A 19,321-nucleotide genomic window follows, 5' to 3' on the forward strand; every position below is an offset into this window, starting at 1 on the left:
AAGCTTTCAGATTTATTGCAAATAATATTGTTTATACCATTTCACAAATCGACTTAAACCTTCCTCTAAACTTGTATTCGGTTTAAATCCAAAGTCTCTTACGAGGTCATCAACATCAGCGTATGTTTGATAAACATCACCAGGCTGCATTGGCAAAAATTCTTTTTCTACTGGTTCGCTAATAATTCCCTCTGCTATCAAGCATTTTTCCAACGTCTCTACAAAGTTAAATAAGCTTTCCGGTTGATTGTTACCAATATTATAAACCTTATATTTTACACCATCGGACGTAGGTTCTGGGCTCTTTTTCATGACATTTATAATACCAGCAACTATATCATCGATATAAGTGAAGTCTCTAAACATCTCACCATTATTAAAGAGTTGTATTTTCTTCCCTTTCACAATATTGTTAGTGAAACTAAAATAAGCCATATCAGGCCTTCCCATCGGGCCATATACTGTAAAGAATCTCAATCCAGTTGATGGAATACCATACAATTTAGAATATGAATGAGCGAATAGTTCATTAGATTTCTTTGTAGCAGCATACAAAGAAACTGGATTATCTACCTTATCCTCAGTTGAATATGGTACTTTTTCATTCGAACCGTACACTGAAGACGAGGATGCATACACCAAATGTTCAACACCCTTCTGACCTTTATCATATGAATGTCGACATGCTTCAAGAATGTTGAAAAACCCCACAACATTCGATTCAATATAAGCATCTGGATTTGAGATACTATATCTTACTCCCGCTTGAGCTGCAAGGTTTACTACAATGCTTGGTTTATACTTAACAAATATTTCATCTATCTCAAGTTTATTTGCTATCGAACACTTAACAAAAGTAAATTGTCCATTTTCATTTTCTAATGAGATTTTCTGTAGTAATGATATTCTATTTTCTTTTAAAGAGCTTTCGTAATAACTATTTACATTATCTACACCAATAATAGACACCGTAGAATCATTCGACTCTAATATTTGCTTGGCAAGATAAAAACCAATGAATCCTGCAACACCTGTAATCAATATAGTTGTATTTTCGAACTTCATAAGTTCCCCCCCAGTTTACTTTTATTCTTTTTAAGGCTCTTTTATAATTGGTCAAATGCACAGTTAAGTATTGCTAGTCTCGATTTATCATTAATAAAAGGTACAAAACATAAAAAATGAAATATAATCGTTATTTCTCAATGCAATTTCAAGAACTTTGTATTCTTTTTTCTTTGTTTTAAAATCAGTAAATTCAGAATGTATCATGTTGGCTAATAGAGTAAACAAGCTTTTTTTAATCTCTTCAGGCATTAATTGCGTTCTCGCAAAACACAAATAAATTTGTTTCAAAGTGTTGTCATAAATATCCTGTGTTTTTTTAATATTAAGTTTTTTCATGTCTTCTAACATTTGCTCAATTATCCAGTAGGCATCCGCACATTTATTACTTTTATAGGAGGTAAAAGAAATCCCTGATGAGTTTCTTCTATACCAATATACAATATCACTTATAGTAGATGATTTTTTACATCTTGGAAAAACTAAATATGAAAAAATTACATCTTCATACCAGTACCCCTCAGGGAATTTTATATTCTCAAATAATGATGACTTGAATACTTTCCCCCATGGAAATCCACGTAGATTTCCTAAGGCTTTTATATCATCTTCGTTAGCATGATAAGTTTTGCTTATTATTGTATGTTTGTTTTTAAATCTATAATACCCACCTTCAACAACATCGGAATCATTTTTATATGCCGCTTTTAATAATAGCTGTATTGCGTTTTTTTCTAATCTATCGTCTGAATCAACAAACATTAGATATCTACTGTTTATTTCTTGTAATCCAGTATTCCTAGCTCCGGAGAATCCCTTGTTGCTTTGATTAATAACCTTTACTCTGTTTCCTTCATATTTTTCTAGTATTTCCTTAGTTCTATCTGTAGATCCATCGTTAATAACGACAACCAAATAAGAATAATCCGTTTCTTGGTTGAGGACGGTAGTTAGGCAATCATCGATATACTGTTCAACATTGTATGCAGGGATAATTATTTGCAAATCATACACTACCTGTTTAATTTCATTATTTGAATAACTTGATCCAGATGGTTTAGGGGAAAGATGTTCTAATACGTTCCTAGAATACTCTAAGCTATACGATGTATCACATTGATTAATGGTTGATGCTATCAACTTATATGAAACTTTATTATTAAGAATCAATTTATTTATTTTAGTTTTCTTAAGAATTTTCCTCATGAGCATACTCATTTTTCATTACATCCCCGCATCTAAATTCGTCGTGCTTGTCTATTAGTTATCGTTTGCAAAATCTCGAATCGCCTGACCGCGCCCAACCAGTTCCAGCAGCAGCGACCTAACTATTTACTCGCTGACTCTGAATAGTTTTCACAGGTTTTGAAGAAGAGCCCAATCTCTTTTTAATAAAATTCTGAACCGGTTGCTCGATAAACTTTGTAATGCAATAGGCAATCACAATGCAAACAGCGATCGGTGCAATGAAACCAATCTGGCTGTTGATCCCCCATCTCTCAAGTGAATGGATCATAATATATCCAATGTTTTGATGAATAAGATATAAACAGTACGAAATACTACCTAAAAAGACCAATGGTTTGATATCAATGAACGTCATTTTGTTAAAAATCAGTAAATAAAAGATTGCGAAAAATATAAGTACTGCAATCGCAGTAATCAATTCACTAAAAATGAACTGGTATAATAAACACAAAGCAATCATGACGTGTGGCAGTCCAGAGTTGTTCCCTTGCCTTATTCGATAGAACATTATCCCTGAAATAAATAAATTGCAGTAATCACCGATTGTAATAAAGTTCAAGCCACCAGTGATTTTAGAATCTACCCAATAATCTATTACTTTGACCATACAACAAAAAAGCAGCCAAATTAGTGCAACCACCTCAATATTCTTGACTAGCCGTGGAATCAAAAGTAATGCTCCAACGAATAGATAAAAAGTCATTTCAACTCTTAGCGTCCAATACACACCATCCACGCTTTTTATCCCTATAAACTCCTGTAACATAGATAGATTAATTAAGGCTTCAGAGAGACCTACAGTTCTACCAGGTAATTGGTACAGTGTTGTTAGAGTAAACGTCAACACTACCGCAACAATATACGCCGGATATAACCGGATCGAACGCTTTACAAAAAAATCCTTGGTACTCCTTGTACTGTTTAGCGTCATATAGATCACAAATCCACTGATAATAAAAAACAATTGGACTCCGAGATATCCCCAGGAAAAGTTAATAAACAGGTCAGAATCTTTATCGTGAAATAATTTAGGATACTGTGCAGTGTAATGGTACAGCATCACAGCCAATGCAGCTAGTCCCCTAAGTGCATCCAACTCCGATAACCTGCCATTTCGTTCCATACTAATCCCCCTAAAAGAATTGCTCACTTTGACACTTGATACAATTCTCATCATATTGCCGTGAATTTTTGTCGAAGAGGTTTGAATAAAATAAAAAAAAATTTCTACCGCTTAGTTATTTGGCAGAAGCATTTTATTGTGTTTTCTCTCGCAGAAAAAAATTTATTAATGGTTTCACAATGCAAAATGTGTTTATGTTAGCAAGCAGTATAGGAACAATAATTAGTTATTCATTAGTAACTCCCTTTTTTTCTCAAGGAGATTTATAACGATACAGTCAATGATCAATGTTCTGATTCACCAAATAAGACCGTAAGAGATTATCCCCAAAAAAATGATTGGCTTTTTGATTGATGTTTCTTAGACTCCTAATAACTAATATGTAGAACTTAAAGAAAGCATGTCACAAATAAGCGTGTGGTAAGATCATTAGAAGCAAGCTCATACACTAGGTGGAAACCGATATAATATGATAATTTAACCGATTATTGTTTCAATATCCGCACAAATAAATTAGTGTAAGACTCAATGCCCCCAATATCCTTATTCCTCTTAATCTACAACTTTACATTGGACTACACACTTCTTAGTTTTTTCATTACTAAATTATAGCCATTTAACAAGTAGTTACTGTTTAAATAACTCAACACTACAGTAATTACTAATAAAATAATGATATTAACGAGGAGCAATGAATTTATACTTGTTATTACTATACCTATAAACAAGCCAGACTTTATTAAAATCGGTTTCCACTTAATTTTAAAATCAATGTATTTGTTAATTATCACATATCTAGAAAGCAACATTAATAATGCCCCTAGTATTTGACCTAGAATGACAGCGTATATCCCCATAACTGAAATCAAAACGTATGATGTCAAGACTGATACAATGGCTCCAATCATCGTTGTAATGAATTGGTATTGGGTTTTATCTATCGCTTGAAAAACTGAACCTATATTTGAAGACATAGTTGTAAAAACAGCAACGAGGAGCAGCCATGAAGCATAATTATATGAAACATAATAATCTGTACTCTTTATGAATGCATAGAATATGTTAATAGCCGGTACAGCAAGCAGGGTCAATTCCATAAAAATTTTAAAAATAAATTCAATTGTTTTTGTAAATTCTGAGTCAAACCCCTTTGTTTTCGCAGTAATTATTGCTTCTTCTATAACAGCCATTGTAACAATTGAACCCATCATTGTAATAAGAATTGAGAATTTATTTGCAAAAGAAAAGAGCCCATTCATTTCGTTTCCAAAATAATTAACTATTAGAAACCTCCCAAACCCCGACAATATCCAGGCAAAAGATAAGTTCAAAACTAACGGAGAAGAAAATTTCAACAAGCTCTTTAACATTCTAAATTCAAAATATTTAAATTTAAACTTACTTAAAATATGCAATCGCTTCTCTATCGTTACAAATATTGAAAATTGTCCTAATATCGAAGTAATAAATAGCCCATTAAGCCCAAATCTCAATATGCAAATAAACATCAGAACTGAAACAAATTGTATAACGGCTCCCGCTAAACCTGCCGTAATGTAAAGTTTATTATCCCCAAAGGCTCTTGCATAGTATAGCCATATTTGAGAGATACCATTAGAAATAAACATTAATCCGATAAAGCAAATTGACTTAGTTTCAGTTGCAAAAAAGGATCCATATATTATCAAACCTATTACAAAAATGCCCATAATAAAGATAATGAAACCTACAGATGTTGCAAGAATTTTTGCTTTATACAAATCATCGTTTTCATACAATAAAAATCGCAGTATCGCTTCCCATATAGCTACAAATATTATAGGAATTACAATACCCATAATGGTCTGCGCATAATCGAAATAACCAAGATCATTGGCTTGAATAAAGAATGCATATATCGGTATTATTATAGCGGACATAATTCTTGACGATAAATTCCCAATTAAATACAAACCAGTCTTCTTAATTAATCTGTTTCTTTGCATAGATAATTGTTACTCCTCTCTAAGGCCGCATAATCCTTTAAGAGCATCGGCATTACAATGAATTTACCATCAAGAGTTTACTAAAATAGGTTCAGCTGCATATGTTGCTCGTTATTAAACGAATCGGTTTAGCTGGGATGCCTTCGTATTGTCCGGTATGTTTTTCGTAATTACACTACTGGTACCGATAGAGTCCGGTACGGAAATATCATTTTTCTTGTTAGTTTGCTTTAATTGTTCAACGTGTCCGATCATTAGCACAAAACAAACCATAATTATGGAATAAAAGTAAGTTACCTGCCAATACTCCATAACCACTGAAATAACAAAAACGATTATATATGAATTAATAATGGCTTTCTCAGAATATCCAGATTGTTTTCTAATGCTAATCAAAGATTTAAATAAGTATAAATATCTAGTATAGTAAATAATAAAACCTACTAACCCACAAGTAGATAACAATTCCCAAAAGTTATTATGTGCATAATAGCCATGAGTAAAGACGGAAACAAAATTATCAAGCCCCCACCCGAAAATTGGTTTTTCACTATAAGCTTGTTTTGCAATTGAAATTAGTCCTACTCTCGCTTCAATAGAAGCATCATCAACTGTGCCATTTGTAAAAAATAACACCACAGATTCCAGTCGCGAACCCCAAGCATTATATAAATAAGGCACTTTCATAAAAATGTAATAACCACCTCCTAAACATAAAAAGGCAAACAGGGAATACTTAATTATTTTAACAACTTTGGCTCTTTTATCATTAAAGAATGGAACACAAATCATTACGACTAATACAAGAAGTAGCACTTTTCTGCTACCCGTTAAAATTAAAAGAACAATATGAAGGATAGTAATAAAATTAAACTTAAGCTTATTTTCCTTTTGATAATAATTTATATAGTAGAATGAAAAACTAATTGAAATTATAGCACTAAGGCCAGTTGAACTTATTCCGCCCCAAAAAGGTCCAAGTAATGAAATTGATGAGTCACTAGCCGTCAAGCGTCCATCTTGCAATATTGATTTATAAAAATTAAATGTCAAAAATACACTCGAGAATAATATGGTTTTGGTAAACACTCTAATAATTCTATCGAAATTATCAACATATAAAATATAACAAAATGTTCCAACATTTATTAAAAATAAAGTTGCAATAATCATCAATCTCTTATAGCTTGCAACAACATCTGTCGGAATACCCGCCATTAATTGTAATGAACCATAAATAAGAAATAAAAATTCTAATAAAAAATATGCTTTTATTCGAACAATTTTATTTGCAATATATATCAATATTGCAGTTCCAAAAAATAAAAAGGCACAAATCTCTCTAATCAAACTAACATTCACCAATAAATATGAACATAAATATAATGCGAACAATATGCTTAGTATTCCCTTACTACTAAACCCCAATCTCATGTTACCTCCCACTAGAATACTAAAGCTTGGAATGGATAATCATTTCCCATTTTTTAAACACATTATTCAAGTCTAAGTTTTCACGTACATGTAACGCTTCTTCCCCCAATTTTTTTGCAAATGCAGGGTCGGCAGCGATGGATTTCATTGCATTTAATACCATAAGACTATTCCCGCAAGGCACCAAAATACCATTTTCATTATTTTTTATCATCATCTTTGCACCACCAATTCGACAATCCGTGCAAATTACAGGCATCCCCATCGCCATTGCTTCCAACATTGAATTTGACAAACCTTCGTAATCCGAAGTAGATACAAACATTCGACTCTTTGAAGCTGCTTGATGAACCCCTAATGAAAAGTCTCTAATTTCTATAACCGATTGGAGATTTTCACTTTTTATTTTTTCTATAATATTCGACTTTTCTGACCCTTCACCATAGATAATTAATTTATAGTTTGGATACTCTTTAACAAAACCAGCAAAGGCATCAATCAATAAAGGAATATTTTTTTGTTTCTCTAACCGACAAAAGTTAATAATATATTCATTAGAGTCAAATAAATTCCAAATAGGTAAATCACGTTTCACTGGATTAGCAATGACAACCGACTTTTTCTGAATTTTTTTCGAGAAATACTCTTTTGCATCATATGTCTGGCATACTAAAGTATCACAAATACGATATAATAGATCTCGCGCAATCTTTAGCTTCTTTCTATTATTAATCTCATTCGGATCATTCCGTTCAGAAACAATAACTTTAGATTTTAAACCAAAGGCCGCCAAAATTGTCTTCATATTTAGTGGATATTCAAAAGATATAACCACATCCGCATCAATTTCCTTTAAGGCCTTTCTTAAGACAGCTACTTGTTGAAACTTACTCAAAGCTGTATCCGTTGGATTTAATTTTACAATCTTGCAATTAGTTGAATACTCTTGTTGATATTCTGTATATGCAACTATCGTTACATCATAGCTGTGCTCATGAAATGCATCTGCTAAAAGCATTAATACTCTTTCAGCTCCACCGCCCCCAAGCCTACCAACAACAAAGGCTATTTTTTTATTCGTAACATTTGTATACATTATTACTCACTGTGCTCCCCACTCCACTTTTTTAGTAGTATTTGAATATATCGCCTCTAGTGCTTTAGTGCTAATTTCTATGTCATAACCTTTATCAGCTAATTGAGCATGTGCAATTTGAGATCCAACTTGTCTATCCGGAATTTTGAAATTAATTATTCTATCACACCATTCATCCAAGTCTGCTGCTAAAGGTAAGAAAGCTATGTTATCCGTTAATGCAGCTTCTTGAGAAACTGCATCACTAACAATACATGACAATCCAAGGGCTTGAGCTTCTACTAGAACACAAGGTAAGCCTTCAAATCTTGAAGGAAGAACAAACACATCCATTGCCATCATTAAGCTTTTAACATCATTAGAAATACCATAAAAAACAACTTTATCCTCAATACCTTTCTTTCTCACCTTGTCTTCCATCTCTTCACGAAGTTGACCGTCTCCAACTAAGAGCAATGTAGAATCTTTCTTGATGTTCAAGTGTTTTTGAAATAGTTCAATTAAAAACTCATGATTCTTTTGATAATTAAAAGCACCAACATGACCAATCACCATTTTTCCTTGAAGTCCAAGTTGAGATCTTATTTCGTCTCTACTTTTCTCAGAAAAAGTGAATTCTCCCAAATCAATCCCATTATGTATCGTTGTAAATTTCCTTTTTCTGAACATCCATTCCCCAGCAGCTCGACCACAAGCTATTCCTTTAGTGTAGCATAGATTAAAAAGTGGTCTTAACATCTTGTCGAGTTGTAGGTGATTGCACGTGGTATTATGACTATGTGCGATCCTCACCTTTGCTCCCCCAAGCATTGCAGCTAGAAGTTCCATTGTAATAAGAGCACTATTACCGTGAACATGAACAATATCATACTTATTTCTTCTAACAATTGATGCTAATTTATAAATGTATTTGATTGGGTTTGAATCCCTATTATTTATAACAAATAATTTATCACCATTATTATTAATCTCAGACTTAAAGGACTCAGCTATGTGTTCACTTGTTGCAAATCCCATTTCAATTAATTCTCTATTTATATTTCTAGAATAAGTCATTATCACATTGCTTACTCCGTTAACCTCTAAGGTTTTAACAACAACTAATACTTTTATCATTTAAAAATCCCCAGTCTTATTGGCATATCATTACCTTTTAACGGGGTATTTCTCATTTAAGTTCCCCAACACCCTCATATCTCGTTTCCATTTTCTCGCATTCGAATATTTTTACATCAACTAAATACCTGTACCAATAAGCTTGTAAGAAAGCGTAAATTTGTCCTTCTTTTCCATCTAAAAATCCTAGCCGTACATAATAACGATATACGTAATAGAGTCTGGCTCTAACACCCATTGGAAGCTTATAGTAGAATTTCATTTTAAACCAAGTTTTTAAATCCAAATCAGTTTTACTTTTACTTTCATTAAGATTATCAAAATAATCTACCGTTTCCCTGGACGAATACCAATTGTGTTTATTTATCCAATACTCGATATTCTTAAAGTCATAATGTAATGAATCTTTTTTCATATGAACTACCTTGCCTTGGGAAAGAACAATATGTTCATCCATGGATCTATCCTCAATAGACCCATATCTAGTCTTATATGCATTCATCTTCTTCCATGGATAAACTCCACCATGATATAAATCTCTTCCAAGAAAATTTTTCTTAAATCGCAACACGATGCCGTTAATATCTGTATTCATGTTCATATCAGCAATACTAGCAAGTTCAGCTGCAGATTCAGTCGTCAATCTCTCATCCGCATCAATGCGCAGGGTCCAAACAGTTTGAATATTCGCAACCTCAACACCGTATATATACTGTTTGGCATAATTAATAAATTTATTTTGATAGACTTCAGCTCCAAGGCTTTCAGCGATTTCAATAGTTCGGTCAGTACTGAAACTGTCAATTACTACAATTCTTTTACAAACCTTTTTAATAGATAAAATACAGTCTCTAATATTTATCTCTTCGTTCTTAGTAAGAATTATTGCGGTTATGTCAGCCATATTCCCCATTTTCTTTGCCCCAATCATTAAAATAATGACTATACAGCATTTAACAATCCAAGATCTCTTTAATATACTTTTTCACAGAAACATCCCTGGCCAGGTTGTTAACCAAATACTCTCTATTTCTGGCTCCCATTGAACTTACAATTTGTTTTTCATCTATTAATCTCTGAATTATTCTTGCAACCTCACTGTAGTTACCCGGTTCTGTTACAAACCCGCATCCTATTTCTTCAATAATCATCCTTGCTTCAGAACCTTCTTCTAGAACACCTATTATCGGTTTACCTGCCGCTAACACTCCATATAATTTGCTAGGAACGGATACTCCTTTTATTCCTTTAGCATTAATACACCAGTGAATATCTCCAGCATTCAGACTGTAGATTAAATCTGACTTTTTCTGATAAGGAATAAAGGTTACATTCTTGAGATCATGCTCTTCTTTATAGTCAACCAAGTTACTCAAGACTGAACCTTCGCCGATAAAAGCAAATACAATATCATCCTGTTCTTTAAACTCCTTAATGACATGCATAATATTCTCAAGGTCGTAGTACAGGCCAATATTGCCTGAGTACATAATGACGAATTTGTTCTCTAAGCCATACTGCTTCTTAAAAGCAACCACTTGTTCATGATCATCTGGTAATGGATAGATTTCCTTCTCATCAATCCAGTTATTAATAAAGGAATGATTCGGAACCCTCTTACCCTTAAAACGTTGTTTCACGGTTTCCACCATATCTCGGCCAACTACAATGACTTTATCCGAGCATTTGCAGCTGAATTTATCGAACCACAACATGGCATTCAGTATTAGCTTGTTCTTGCTGTATCCAACTGCCATCGTCTGCTCGGGATTGAAGTCTTGAATGTTATAGATATACTTGGCCCGCTTCATCCACTTGCCCCATACCCCAATAAGTCCGCCAAGGACAGGCGGCTGCGAGATAGAATACACGTAATCCATCTTACCTACCTTGAAAGTAGCCAGCATGGCCCCAACAAAGTACGCCAGAATGTTCTTGATTCGGCTCATCTTATTGTTCTTGCTGAATTCCGGTACGCGGATTCGCAGCACCTTCACACCGTTAATCTCTTCATAGTAGAACATCTTGGTTTTATACTCCGCAGCTACGCTACCTGTATAAGAAGGAACAACGCAAATAACCGTTATGTCAAAGGGATCAAGCATCCCTTCGGCCAGCTCCTTCAGAATCTGGCCGGTTGATGCAACGTCCGGGTGATAATAATGAGCATAGATAAGCAGCTTCTTCTTTATATTCGGTTCGGTTGTCATGCTCTACACTAGCACCCCATCGAACATCTTTCTGCTGCCTTCTTCGGAGCTTACTTTGGCCATGTCGTATTTCACCATTACGCTTACGAGCTCTTCGAAGGAAGTCTTCGTAGGGTTCCAGCCCAATAACGTTCTGGCTTTAGTTGGATCGCCCAGCAATTGATCCACTTCGGCCGGTCTGAAGAAGGTAGGATCGACTTCAACAATTACTTCACCTGTCTTCGTATTAATGCCCTTCTCTTCTACGCCGTTACCTTGCCATTCAATCTGGATGCCTACATGCTTAAAGGCCAACTCCACAAACTCTCGTACCGAGTGCATTTCGCCTGTAGCGATAACAAAATCCTCCGGTTTATCATGTTGAAGGATCAGCCACATGCATTCTACATAATCCTTGGCATAACCCCAGTCACGTAAGGAATCCAGGTTACCAAGCATCAGCTTCTGCTGTTTGCCTTTTGCAATGCGTGCTGCAGCAAGAGTAATCTTCCGGGTAACAAATGTTTCACCACGGCGTTCAGACTCATGATTGAACAGAATGCCATTAACCGCGAACATATTATAGGATTCGCGATAATTCTTCGTAATCCAGAAGCCATAAATCTTCGCAACGCCATAAGGAGAGCGAGGATAGAATGGAGTTGTTTCTTTCTGAGGGACTTCTTGAACCTTCCCGTAAAGCTCGGAAGTGGAAGCCTGGTATACGCGAGTCTTCTCTGTAAGGCCAAGGAATTTGACTGCTTCAAGAATATTCAGTGTTCCTTTGCCGTCAACATCAAGTGTATAGCCAGGCATATCGAAGGATACGCGTACATGCGATTGTGCAGCGAGATTATAAATCTCATCCGGCTGGATCTCACCGATTAAGCGTGTAATGTTAAGAGCATCGGTAACATCGCCATAATGAAGATGGAAGTTCTGGTTGTTAAGAATAGATCTTGCCTCTTCTTCTGTAAGAAGATCTTCCAGACGTTCTTGGTTATAGGAGGAGCTGCGGCGGATAACACCGTGAACCTCGTAACCTTTCTCCAATAAGAACTCTGCCAAATAGGAACCGTCTTGTCCTGTTACACCTGTTATTAATGCGCGCTTAACCATCGTTTCCACTCCCTATAATCTCTCTTTGTAATCTTATTGCCGTACCAGATATTCATTCTGAAAGGTTTCGTAAACGGCTCTAATTCCCTCTTCAAGAGGAATCGTTGCCTTCCAGCCCAGTCCGTTAATCTTCGTGACGTCTACAAGCTTACGTGGCGTACCGTCCGGAGCGGATGTATTAAATACAACCTCGCCCTCATAGCCCACTACATCCTTAATCATATAAGCTAACTCTTTGATGGAGTTATCTTCACCAACGCCGATATTCACGATCTCATTCTCTTCGTAGGTATTCATCAAGAAGAGACAAGCATCGGCCAGATCGTCGGAGTGAAGGAATTCTCTGCGAGGTGTTCCCGTTCCCCATACTTCCACCTCAGGAGAGTGATTCACCTTCGCTTCATGGAATTTGCGAATAAGCGCAGGAAGCACATGCGAGGTCTTAAGATCAAAGTTATCGTTAGGTCCATACATATTGGTTGGCATAACCGAGATGTATTTCGTTCCGTATTGACGGTTGTAGGATTGGCACATTGTAATGCCAGCGATCTTCGCGATGGCGTAAGGCTCATTGGTAGGTTCAAGTACGCCTGTCAGCAGGTATTCTTCCTTCATCGGCTGAGGCGCGAACTTCGGATAGATACAAGTTGATCCCAGGAATAGCAGCTTCTTCACCTGGTTGCGGTATGCGGCATCGATAACATTCGTCTGAATCATAATATTGTCGCGGATGAAATCTGCCGGATACTCATTGTTAGCGACTATGCCGCCAACCTTGGCTGCTGCCAGGAATACATAATCAATACCTTCCTCCTCGAAGAAAGAAAGAACCCGATCTCTGTCGAGCAGATCGAGTTCAGCACGGGTGCGATAGACCAGATTGGTATAACCCTTCTCTTCAAGAGCTCTTAGAATAGCAGATCCTACTAGTCCTCTGTGTCCTGCTACAAAAATCTTCGAATTGAGTTCCACTCTCTATCCACTCCTTCTCCTAATATGCGTCATCCGATCCAACCATCGCTTTAGCAGTCTTTGCGATAATCTGCAGATCAAATAACACAGTTCGTTTCTCTATATACTCAAGATCCAGCTCCACCATTTCCTTGAAGCTCAGCTCATTCCGGCCGCTTACCTGCCACAGTCCGGTACAGCCTGGCTTCACGCGAAGGCGGAGTTTATCATAGCTGCTGTATTCATTTACCTCTCTTGGAAGAGGCGGACGCGGGCCAACAAGCGACATCTCGCCGCGAACGACGTTCCACAGTTGAGGAAGCTCGTCAATGCTGGTCCGTCGGATAAATCTTCCAACGGTTGTAATTCTCGGGTCATGTTTCATCTTGAACATGGCACCTTCTATCTCATTCTTATGTAAGAGGTCCTTCAATAAGTCCTCGGCGTTCGGGACCATGGACCGGAATTTGTACATCCGGAATTTCTTCTCATTAATGCCTACCCGTGTCTGATAGAAGAACACCGGTGCTTTCGGATTCTCCAGCTTAATCAGCAGGGTAATTACCAGCAGCAACGGGGATAATAATAGGATCCCGCATGCCGCGCCAACCAGATCCATCATGCGCTTGATCATCAGATAAGTGCGTTTCGTGCTTCTTGTCTTGGCTTGAACACGTTGAGCAATAGATAAATGGCTGTCTATAGTCATCTCGGATTCTTTCCGAAGAGGCGATAACGCCATGCTGTTGTCTCCCCCTGTTTACTTGAATTTATGGATAAGCTCCCGCTCTAAAATTCCCTTCATAGCCTCCAGCAGCGGTCCCTTAAGGGACTCATTACGCAAGGCATAGTCAAGCGTTGTCGTAATAAAACCTAGCTTCTCGCCTACATCGTATCGTCTGCCTTCGAACTCATAGGCGTACACGCCTTGTGACTCATTGAGCTTCTGGATGGCGTCCGTCAATTGAATCTCGCCGCCGGCACCCTTCTCTTGCTTGGACAGGAACTTGAAAATATCCGGAGTGAGAACATAACGGCCCATAATCGCAAGATTCGATTCCGTTGTTCCCGGTGCCGGCTTTTCGATAAAACGATCTACCAAGCTTAACAGCCCGTTCTTCTCGCTGTATTCCACAATGCCATAACGTTCGGTCTCATTCATGGGAACCGGCTTCACGCCAATAACCGACTTGCCCGTCTGTTCGAACTGGTCCATCAGCTGCTTCGTGCATGGAACCTTGGAATCCACAATGTCATCTCCAAGAAGCACGGCAAACGGCTCGTCTCCGATAAAGTTGCGCGCACACCATACGGCATGCCCAAGACCCTTCGCTTCCTTCTGGCGGATATAATGAATATCGACTCTCGAGGACTTCTGCACTTCGTCGAGCAGCTTAAGCTTGCCCTTCTCCATCAGATTGTGCTCCAGTTCAAAGGCGCTGTCGAAGTGATCTTCGATTGCTCGTTTGCCCTTGCCGGTCACAATAATAATGTCCTCGATTCCCGATGAGACTGCCTCTTCCACGATGTACTGAATCGTGGGCTTGTCTACAATCGGCAGCATTTCCTTGGGCATCGCTTTGGTCGCGGGCAGGAACCGGGTTCCAAGGCCTGCGGCCGGGATAATGGCCTTTTTCACTTTCGTCATGTTTTGTTCCCTCTCTTTTCTTTCTTTTTCTCTCTCTATTTTTTGTCTATGTATGTGGTGGATATTGGATAACTGTTGCGTATAAATATACGAGCTATGTCTTTCTTCGGCAGAAAAACATAGCTCGAACATTTAGTTATAAATTAGGGGCATTTAACCCCTCCTCACATCACACCCCTGGCAATAATGCCTAAGGTTTGCTTGTAAAACCCACAGCGTGACCGAGTGCCTGCAGTGATAAAGGTGCAGCAGACTTTACCTTGAGCGGTGGTTGTAGCCGCTCTCCCTACTTCACATCAGCACTATAGTAGTAGTAATAAGCCTCTTCATTCGACCGGCGCTTCACGTTATTGAGTACGACGCCAAGAATGCGGGCATTGACGTTCTGCAGATTCTGAATCGCCTTCTGCGCGAACTGGCGCTTCACCCGGCCTTGATCGACAACAAGAACAACCCCGTCGCTCTTCGTTGCCGCAATCTGCGCATCCGTTACGGCCAAGAGTGGCGGCGTATCCACCAGAACGATGTCGTACATCGTACGAAGCTCATCCAACAGGGCCGTCATCCGCTTCGATGCCAGCATCTCTGCCGGATTCGGAGGAATCGGTCCCGCTGTAATAACGTCCAGATTCGGAACATCCGTCGTTTGGATAACCTCTTGCAGGGTGCTTTGCTGGGAGATGACGGACGACAAGCCGAACCGGTTCGAGATCTGGAACGTCTTATGAGCCGTTGGCTTGCGCATATCGGCATCAATCAGAACAACCTTGCGGTCGGACTGGCTAAAGGCTACGGACAGATTGGCAATGGTTGTAGACTTGCCTTCGCCTGGTCCTGCAGAAGATACCATAATGACCTGCATGGCGGAATCAATCGCAGCGAACTCGATATTCGTCCGAAGCGTACGGTATGTCTCCGATACCGGCGAACGCGGGTTGGCGACGGTAATCAGGCGGCGTTTATTCTCCGATTGTGACATTCTCCAGCCCTCCTGCCTTTTGTCTGTTCTCTGCTCGTGAAGATCCCGTCTGGAATTCGCTTGCTTCCACCCTCGCAACCATGGCCAGAGTTGGCTGACCCAGATAACGCTCGACATCGGCTTCCGTCTTAATCGTGTCGTCCATGTATTCCAGCAGGAACGCAATACCAACCGCAATCATAAGGGACACGACAAAAGCGATGATAATGTTCAGCGTGACATTCGGCGATACCGGTGCAGGCTGGTCATCCAATATCGCTTCGTTCAGGATGGATACGTTCTGAACTTGAAAAATATTAGGAATTTCCTGTTGAAAGACAATCGAGATGGCATTAACGATCTCAGCGGCCTGGCGATAGGAGACGTCCTGTACAGCCAGAGTCATAACCTGCGTGTCGTTTACAGAGCTAACCTTGATCTTCTTGGCCAGTTCCTTGGCGGATAAGCCCAGCTGCGGATACTTCTCAGCAACCTTTCCAAGAATCGCCGGCGTCTTAATGACTTCTTTATAGGTTTCGATCATCTTGATGTTGGAGTTGATTGCGTTAATGTCCAATGCTCCCACGGCTAAGGACTCATTCGTGCGGTTCACGACGATCTTGGTAGATGCCTCGTAGATGGGGTCCTTGAATATCTTGGTGTACACACCCGATGCAACGGTACATACAAGTACAAAAATAACAATAAGCAGCAATCTCTTCCTCACGATAAGGAAGTACTCTCTTAAGTCTAGTTCCTCGGACACTATTAGCCCCCTCCTGAATGCCTAGTTGCCTATGATGATTGTATTACGTTAGACCTAAACTTTGTAGACAAATTTTGTAAATAAACCAACTTTTGTTATAAATTAGCGAAAAAATACCTTCCTCCCAACTGCTGCATCTGAGAGGAAGGTCATAAGCCCTATTCATTACTTAAAGTTTACTGCACGGTAGATCATAACCGCAGCTTCAGCGCGAGTTGCGGAAGCATTCGGCGAGAATTTGCCGTTGTTGCCGATTACGATGCCGTTCTTCGAAGCGAAGGCTACGCCGGCTTTCAGGGAAGCGCTGATCGAGCCAGCATCTTTGAAGCCTTCCAGTGCTGCAGTCACGTCCGTTACGTCTTGAGCACCTTTCGTTACTTTCAATGCGCGAGCAATCATAGTCGCCATCTCTGCGCGAGTGATTTGCGCATTAGGATCGAACTTCGAAGCCGAACGGCCTTGGATAATGCCAAGCTTAGCCGCTGCGCCGATATAAGGTGCGGACCAGTCCGTATCCTTCACGTCCGCAAAGCTTTCTTTCGCGGAGCTGTTATCGATATCAAGAGCGCGAGTCAGCATTTTTGCGAACTCTGCACGGGTTACGTTATCTTTCGGAGCGAATACGCCGGCTTTCTTGCCTTCGATGGCGCCTTTCGCAGCGATTACTTCAATTGCACGGCCAGCCCACGACTCTACGGAAGCGATGTCCGTGAAGCTTACTTTGTTCTCAACAACAACGTATTGGGAGAACGTATCGCGATGCTCCACAATCAGGTTGCCTTCTACCGTACCGCCTTGGAATACAAGCTTGCCGTCAACGATCTTCGCGAGCGACAGAAGCTCTTTGTCCACGCCGTCTACGTTACCGAGAGGAATGGAAACCTTAACCGGCTGTTCGAACGAAGTTACCGTTTTGCCGCCAATCGTCAGGCCAAAGCTATAAACGTCGGAAGCTGCTTTCCGTTCGCCGGTTGTCGAGGAATCAGCTTTCGATTTGTTGATGTTGAAGTCAACCGGACCGTTGAATTGACCGCCAACCGGAAGCGTTGCGCTCAGGCCGTTAACCGTCAGGTTAATGCCGCCAAGACCCGCTTTGATTGCTTCTTGGATAACGGCATCGTTGAGACCGATCTTCACACCGTCTTGCGCAACATTGCCCAGGTTAAGGTTCAGAACAGGTGCCGGAACCGTAACGCCAGGAGCCAGTGCTTTCACGTTCTTCAGGATCTCGCCGATACCCGCGATAGCGGACAATACGGACGAGCTGCTTACTTGCACGGAAGCTTGACCGTTCGATACTTTCACGTCGCTAGACAGATCAAATGTCGACAGCTTCGTTACGAGCGCAGTTGCTTTTTGAACCGCTTCTGCAAGGATTGCCGCTTTCTCAGCGTCCGTTGCATTTGCAAGCTTTTTCTTGATGTCGTCGATGAGTGCTGTAACATCCTTCGGAATTTCAACCGTAGGTGTCTCTTCTCCGCCGCCGATAACGCCGCCACCGCCAGGGGAAGTCGTTTCGTTCATTTTCTGGATAGCCAAGTACAAAGCAGCACCTGCGCTAAGAATAGCATCTTTTCCTACTTTCTCTTGCACACGCTGAACCACAATGCTTAGGTCCAATGGAGTTATGTGGTACCCGGACAAAATCTTCTGAACCAGAAGCCCTTCGGACTTCAAAGCTGTAAAGGCCTCTTCGATTAACTCGGCTCTCTTCGTATCGTCATTCAGCACAAGCAGCAGCTCTGTCAGATTATCCGCGCCCAAGTCCTCAATTAAGCCAATGAGTTTTTCTTGGAAAGCCAAGAAGTATTCAGCAACATCATCAACTGTCAAGGCTTCCAGTTCTTCCGTTTTCAAGCCTGCGCCAGCAGCCAGCTCCAACAGAACGTCCCGGTATGCTTTCGTATTGCGAATAGTCTCAAGCTCCGTCAGGTTCGGATCGTAAGTGAAGGCGATGATATCCGAAACCAGGCCCGCTACCGCATCTTTATCCTCAGACGAGAAATCTGCGCCAAGTTTAAGATTAACTTCGCTTGTAATTGGAACAGCAATATATTTCAAATCAGTTTCATCTAACGCTGCAAATTTCGTACGCAGTGCACGCACGGCCTCAAGTCCGCCATCAACCGAATCAAGTGCGGCATACAGTTTGTTAGCATAGTTCACGATATCTGTATTTGGGAATGCAGCAGCCGCGTAAGCCGTATTATTAAATCCCAGCTTTTCTGCCAATCCCTTGCTGCTCAACGGAATACCTGCGAATGCGGTTGCCGCCATGCTTGCTGCGATTGTGGATACGATAAGCTTCTTTTTGATCGTCATTTCGTAAGTTCACCTCATAGTTTGATAGTTGTGACAGTATGTAACTCTTGTAATCCTATACCAGATACTGGTATATATAGACACTAATAACGCGACAAAATGACTAGAGTGAGCGCCCTACCCTCTAGTTGATTGCCAATTCGATACCCATTTCTGTTAATAGGATTCCAAAATTGGTCGTTTCCGCCATAGGGATCCTTGGGAAATCTGTGCCTATATGCTTGCAATTGCTAAAATGTACCTAGGAAAATACTTGATGCTCATTATAGCAGAATAGAACTGGCGAATCAGCACTTTCGCA

At 39.7% G+C, this 19,321-nt stretch carries 16 protein-coding genes; all 16 read right to left on the reverse strand.

The window, feature by feature from the left end; translation table 11 throughout:
• Window positions 1-12 precede the first annotated feature (12 nt).
• Window positions 13-1,065, reverse strand: a complete 1,053-nt coding sequence (locus EV294_RS23530) for a GDP-mannose 4,6-dehydratase (RefSeq protein WP_132311297.1) — start codon at window positions 1,063-1,065, stop codon at window positions 13-15.
• Between the two features lie 90 nt (window positions 1,066-1,155).
• Entirely contained in the window at window positions 1,156-2,283 is a 1,128-nt protein-coding gene (locus EV294_RS23535; protein ID WP_132311299.1) for a glycosyltransferase, read from the reverse strand.
• Window positions 2,284-2,389: 106 nt separating this feature from the next.
• Entirely contained in the window at window positions 2,390-3,436 is a 1,047-nt protein-coding gene (locus tag EV294_RS23540) for an acyltransferase family protein (RefSeq protein WP_165930790.1), read from the reverse strand.
• Window positions 3,437-4,011: 575 nt separating this feature from the next.
• On the reverse strand, window positions 4,012-5,421 hold the full coding sequence (locus tag EV294_RS23545) for a lipopolysaccharide biosynthesis protein (RefSeq protein WP_132311303.1): 1,410 nt from the start codon (window positions 5,419-5,421) through the stop codon (window positions 4,012-4,014).
• Window positions 5,422-5,535: 114 nt separating this feature from the next.
• Window positions 5,536-6,855 (reverse strand): O-antigen ligase family protein, encoded by a 1,320-nt coding sequence (locus EV294_RS23550; protein ID WP_132311305.1) that lies wholly within the window; start codon window positions 6,853-6,855, stop codon window positions 5,536-5,538.
• 19 nt (window positions 6,856-6,874) lie between these two features.
• Entirely contained in the window at window positions 6,875-7,951 is a 1,077-nt protein-coding gene (locus tag EV294_RS23555; RefSeq protein WP_132311307.1) for a glycosyltransferase, read from the reverse strand.
• A gap of 6 nt (window positions 7,952-7,957) precedes the next feature.
• A complete protein-coding gene (locus EV294_RS23560; protein WP_132311309.1) occupies window positions 7,958-9,067 on the reverse strand; it encodes a glycosyltransferase family 1 protein in 1,110 nt (369 codons plus the stop codon).
• A gap of 52 nt (window positions 9,068-9,119) precedes the next feature.
• Window positions 9,120-9,980: a glycosyltransferase family 2 protein gene (locus EV294_RS23565; protein WP_207918185.1), complete on the reverse strand. Its 861-nt coding sequence runs from the start codon at window positions 9,978-9,980 to the stop codon at window positions 9,120-9,122.
• A gap of 40 nt (window positions 9,981-10,020) precedes the next feature.
• Window positions 10,021-11,277, reverse strand: coding sequence for a glycosyltransferase family 4 protein (locus EV294_RS23570; RefSeq protein WP_132311311.1), 1,257 nt, complete (start codon window positions 11,275-11,277; stop codon window positions 10,021-10,023).
• 3 nt (window positions 11,278-11,280) lie between these two features.
• The gene (gene gmd, locus EV294_RS23575; protein WP_132311313.1) at window positions 11,281-12,375 is read right to left on the reverse strand and encodes a GDP-mannose 4,6-dehydratase; all 1,095 of its coding nucleotides are present in this window, start codon (window positions 12,373-12,375) and stop codon (window positions 11,281-11,283) included.
• 33 nt (window positions 12,376-12,408) lie between these two features.
• Entirely contained in the window at window positions 12,409-13,347 is a 939-nt protein-coding gene (gene fcl, locus EV294_RS23580) for a GDP-L-fucose synthase (protein ID WP_132311315.1), read from the reverse strand.
• A 19-nt stretch (window positions 13,348-13,366) separates the two neighbouring features.
• The gene (locus tag EV294_RS23585) at window positions 13,367-14,068 is read right to left on the reverse strand and encodes a sugar transferase (RefSeq protein ID WP_132311317.1); all 702 of its coding nucleotides are present in this window, start codon (window positions 14,066-14,068) and stop codon (window positions 13,367-13,369) included.
• 18 nt (window positions 14,069-14,086) lie between these two features.
• Window positions 14,087-14,974 (reverse strand): UTP--glucose-1-phosphate uridylyltransferase GalU, encoded by an 888-nt coding sequence (galU, locus tag EV294_RS23590; protein ID WP_132311319.1) that lies wholly within the window; start codon window positions 14,972-14,974, stop codon window positions 14,087-14,089.
• 286 nt (window positions 14,975-15,260) lie between these two features.
• Complete coding sequence (locus EV294_RS23595; RefSeq protein WP_132311321.1) at window positions 15,261-15,953, reverse strand: CpsD/CapB family tyrosine-protein kinase; 693 nt, start codon at window positions 15,951-15,953, stop codon at window positions 15,261-15,263.
• Window positions 15,934-16,698, reverse strand: coding sequence for a YveK family protein (locus tag EV294_RS23600; RefSeq protein ID WP_132311323.1), 765 nt, complete (start codon window positions 16,696-16,698; stop codon window positions 15,934-15,936). Before EV294_RS23600 ends, EV294_RS23595 begins: the two co-directional genes overlap by 20 nt.
• A 165-nt stretch (window positions 16,699-16,863) precedes the next feature.
• Window positions 16,864-19,020 (reverse strand): S-layer homology domain-containing protein, encoded by a 2,157-nt coding sequence (locus EV294_RS23605; protein WP_132311325.1) that lies wholly within the window; start codon window positions 19,018-19,020, stop codon window positions 16,864-16,866.
• Between the last annotated feature and the right edge of the window lie 301 nt (window positions 19,021-19,321).

It is taken from the genome of Paenibacillus sp. BK033 (assembly GCF_004345425.1).
Classification (GTDB): Bacteria; Bacillota; Bacilli; order Paenibacillales; family Paenibacillaceae; genus Pristimantibacillus.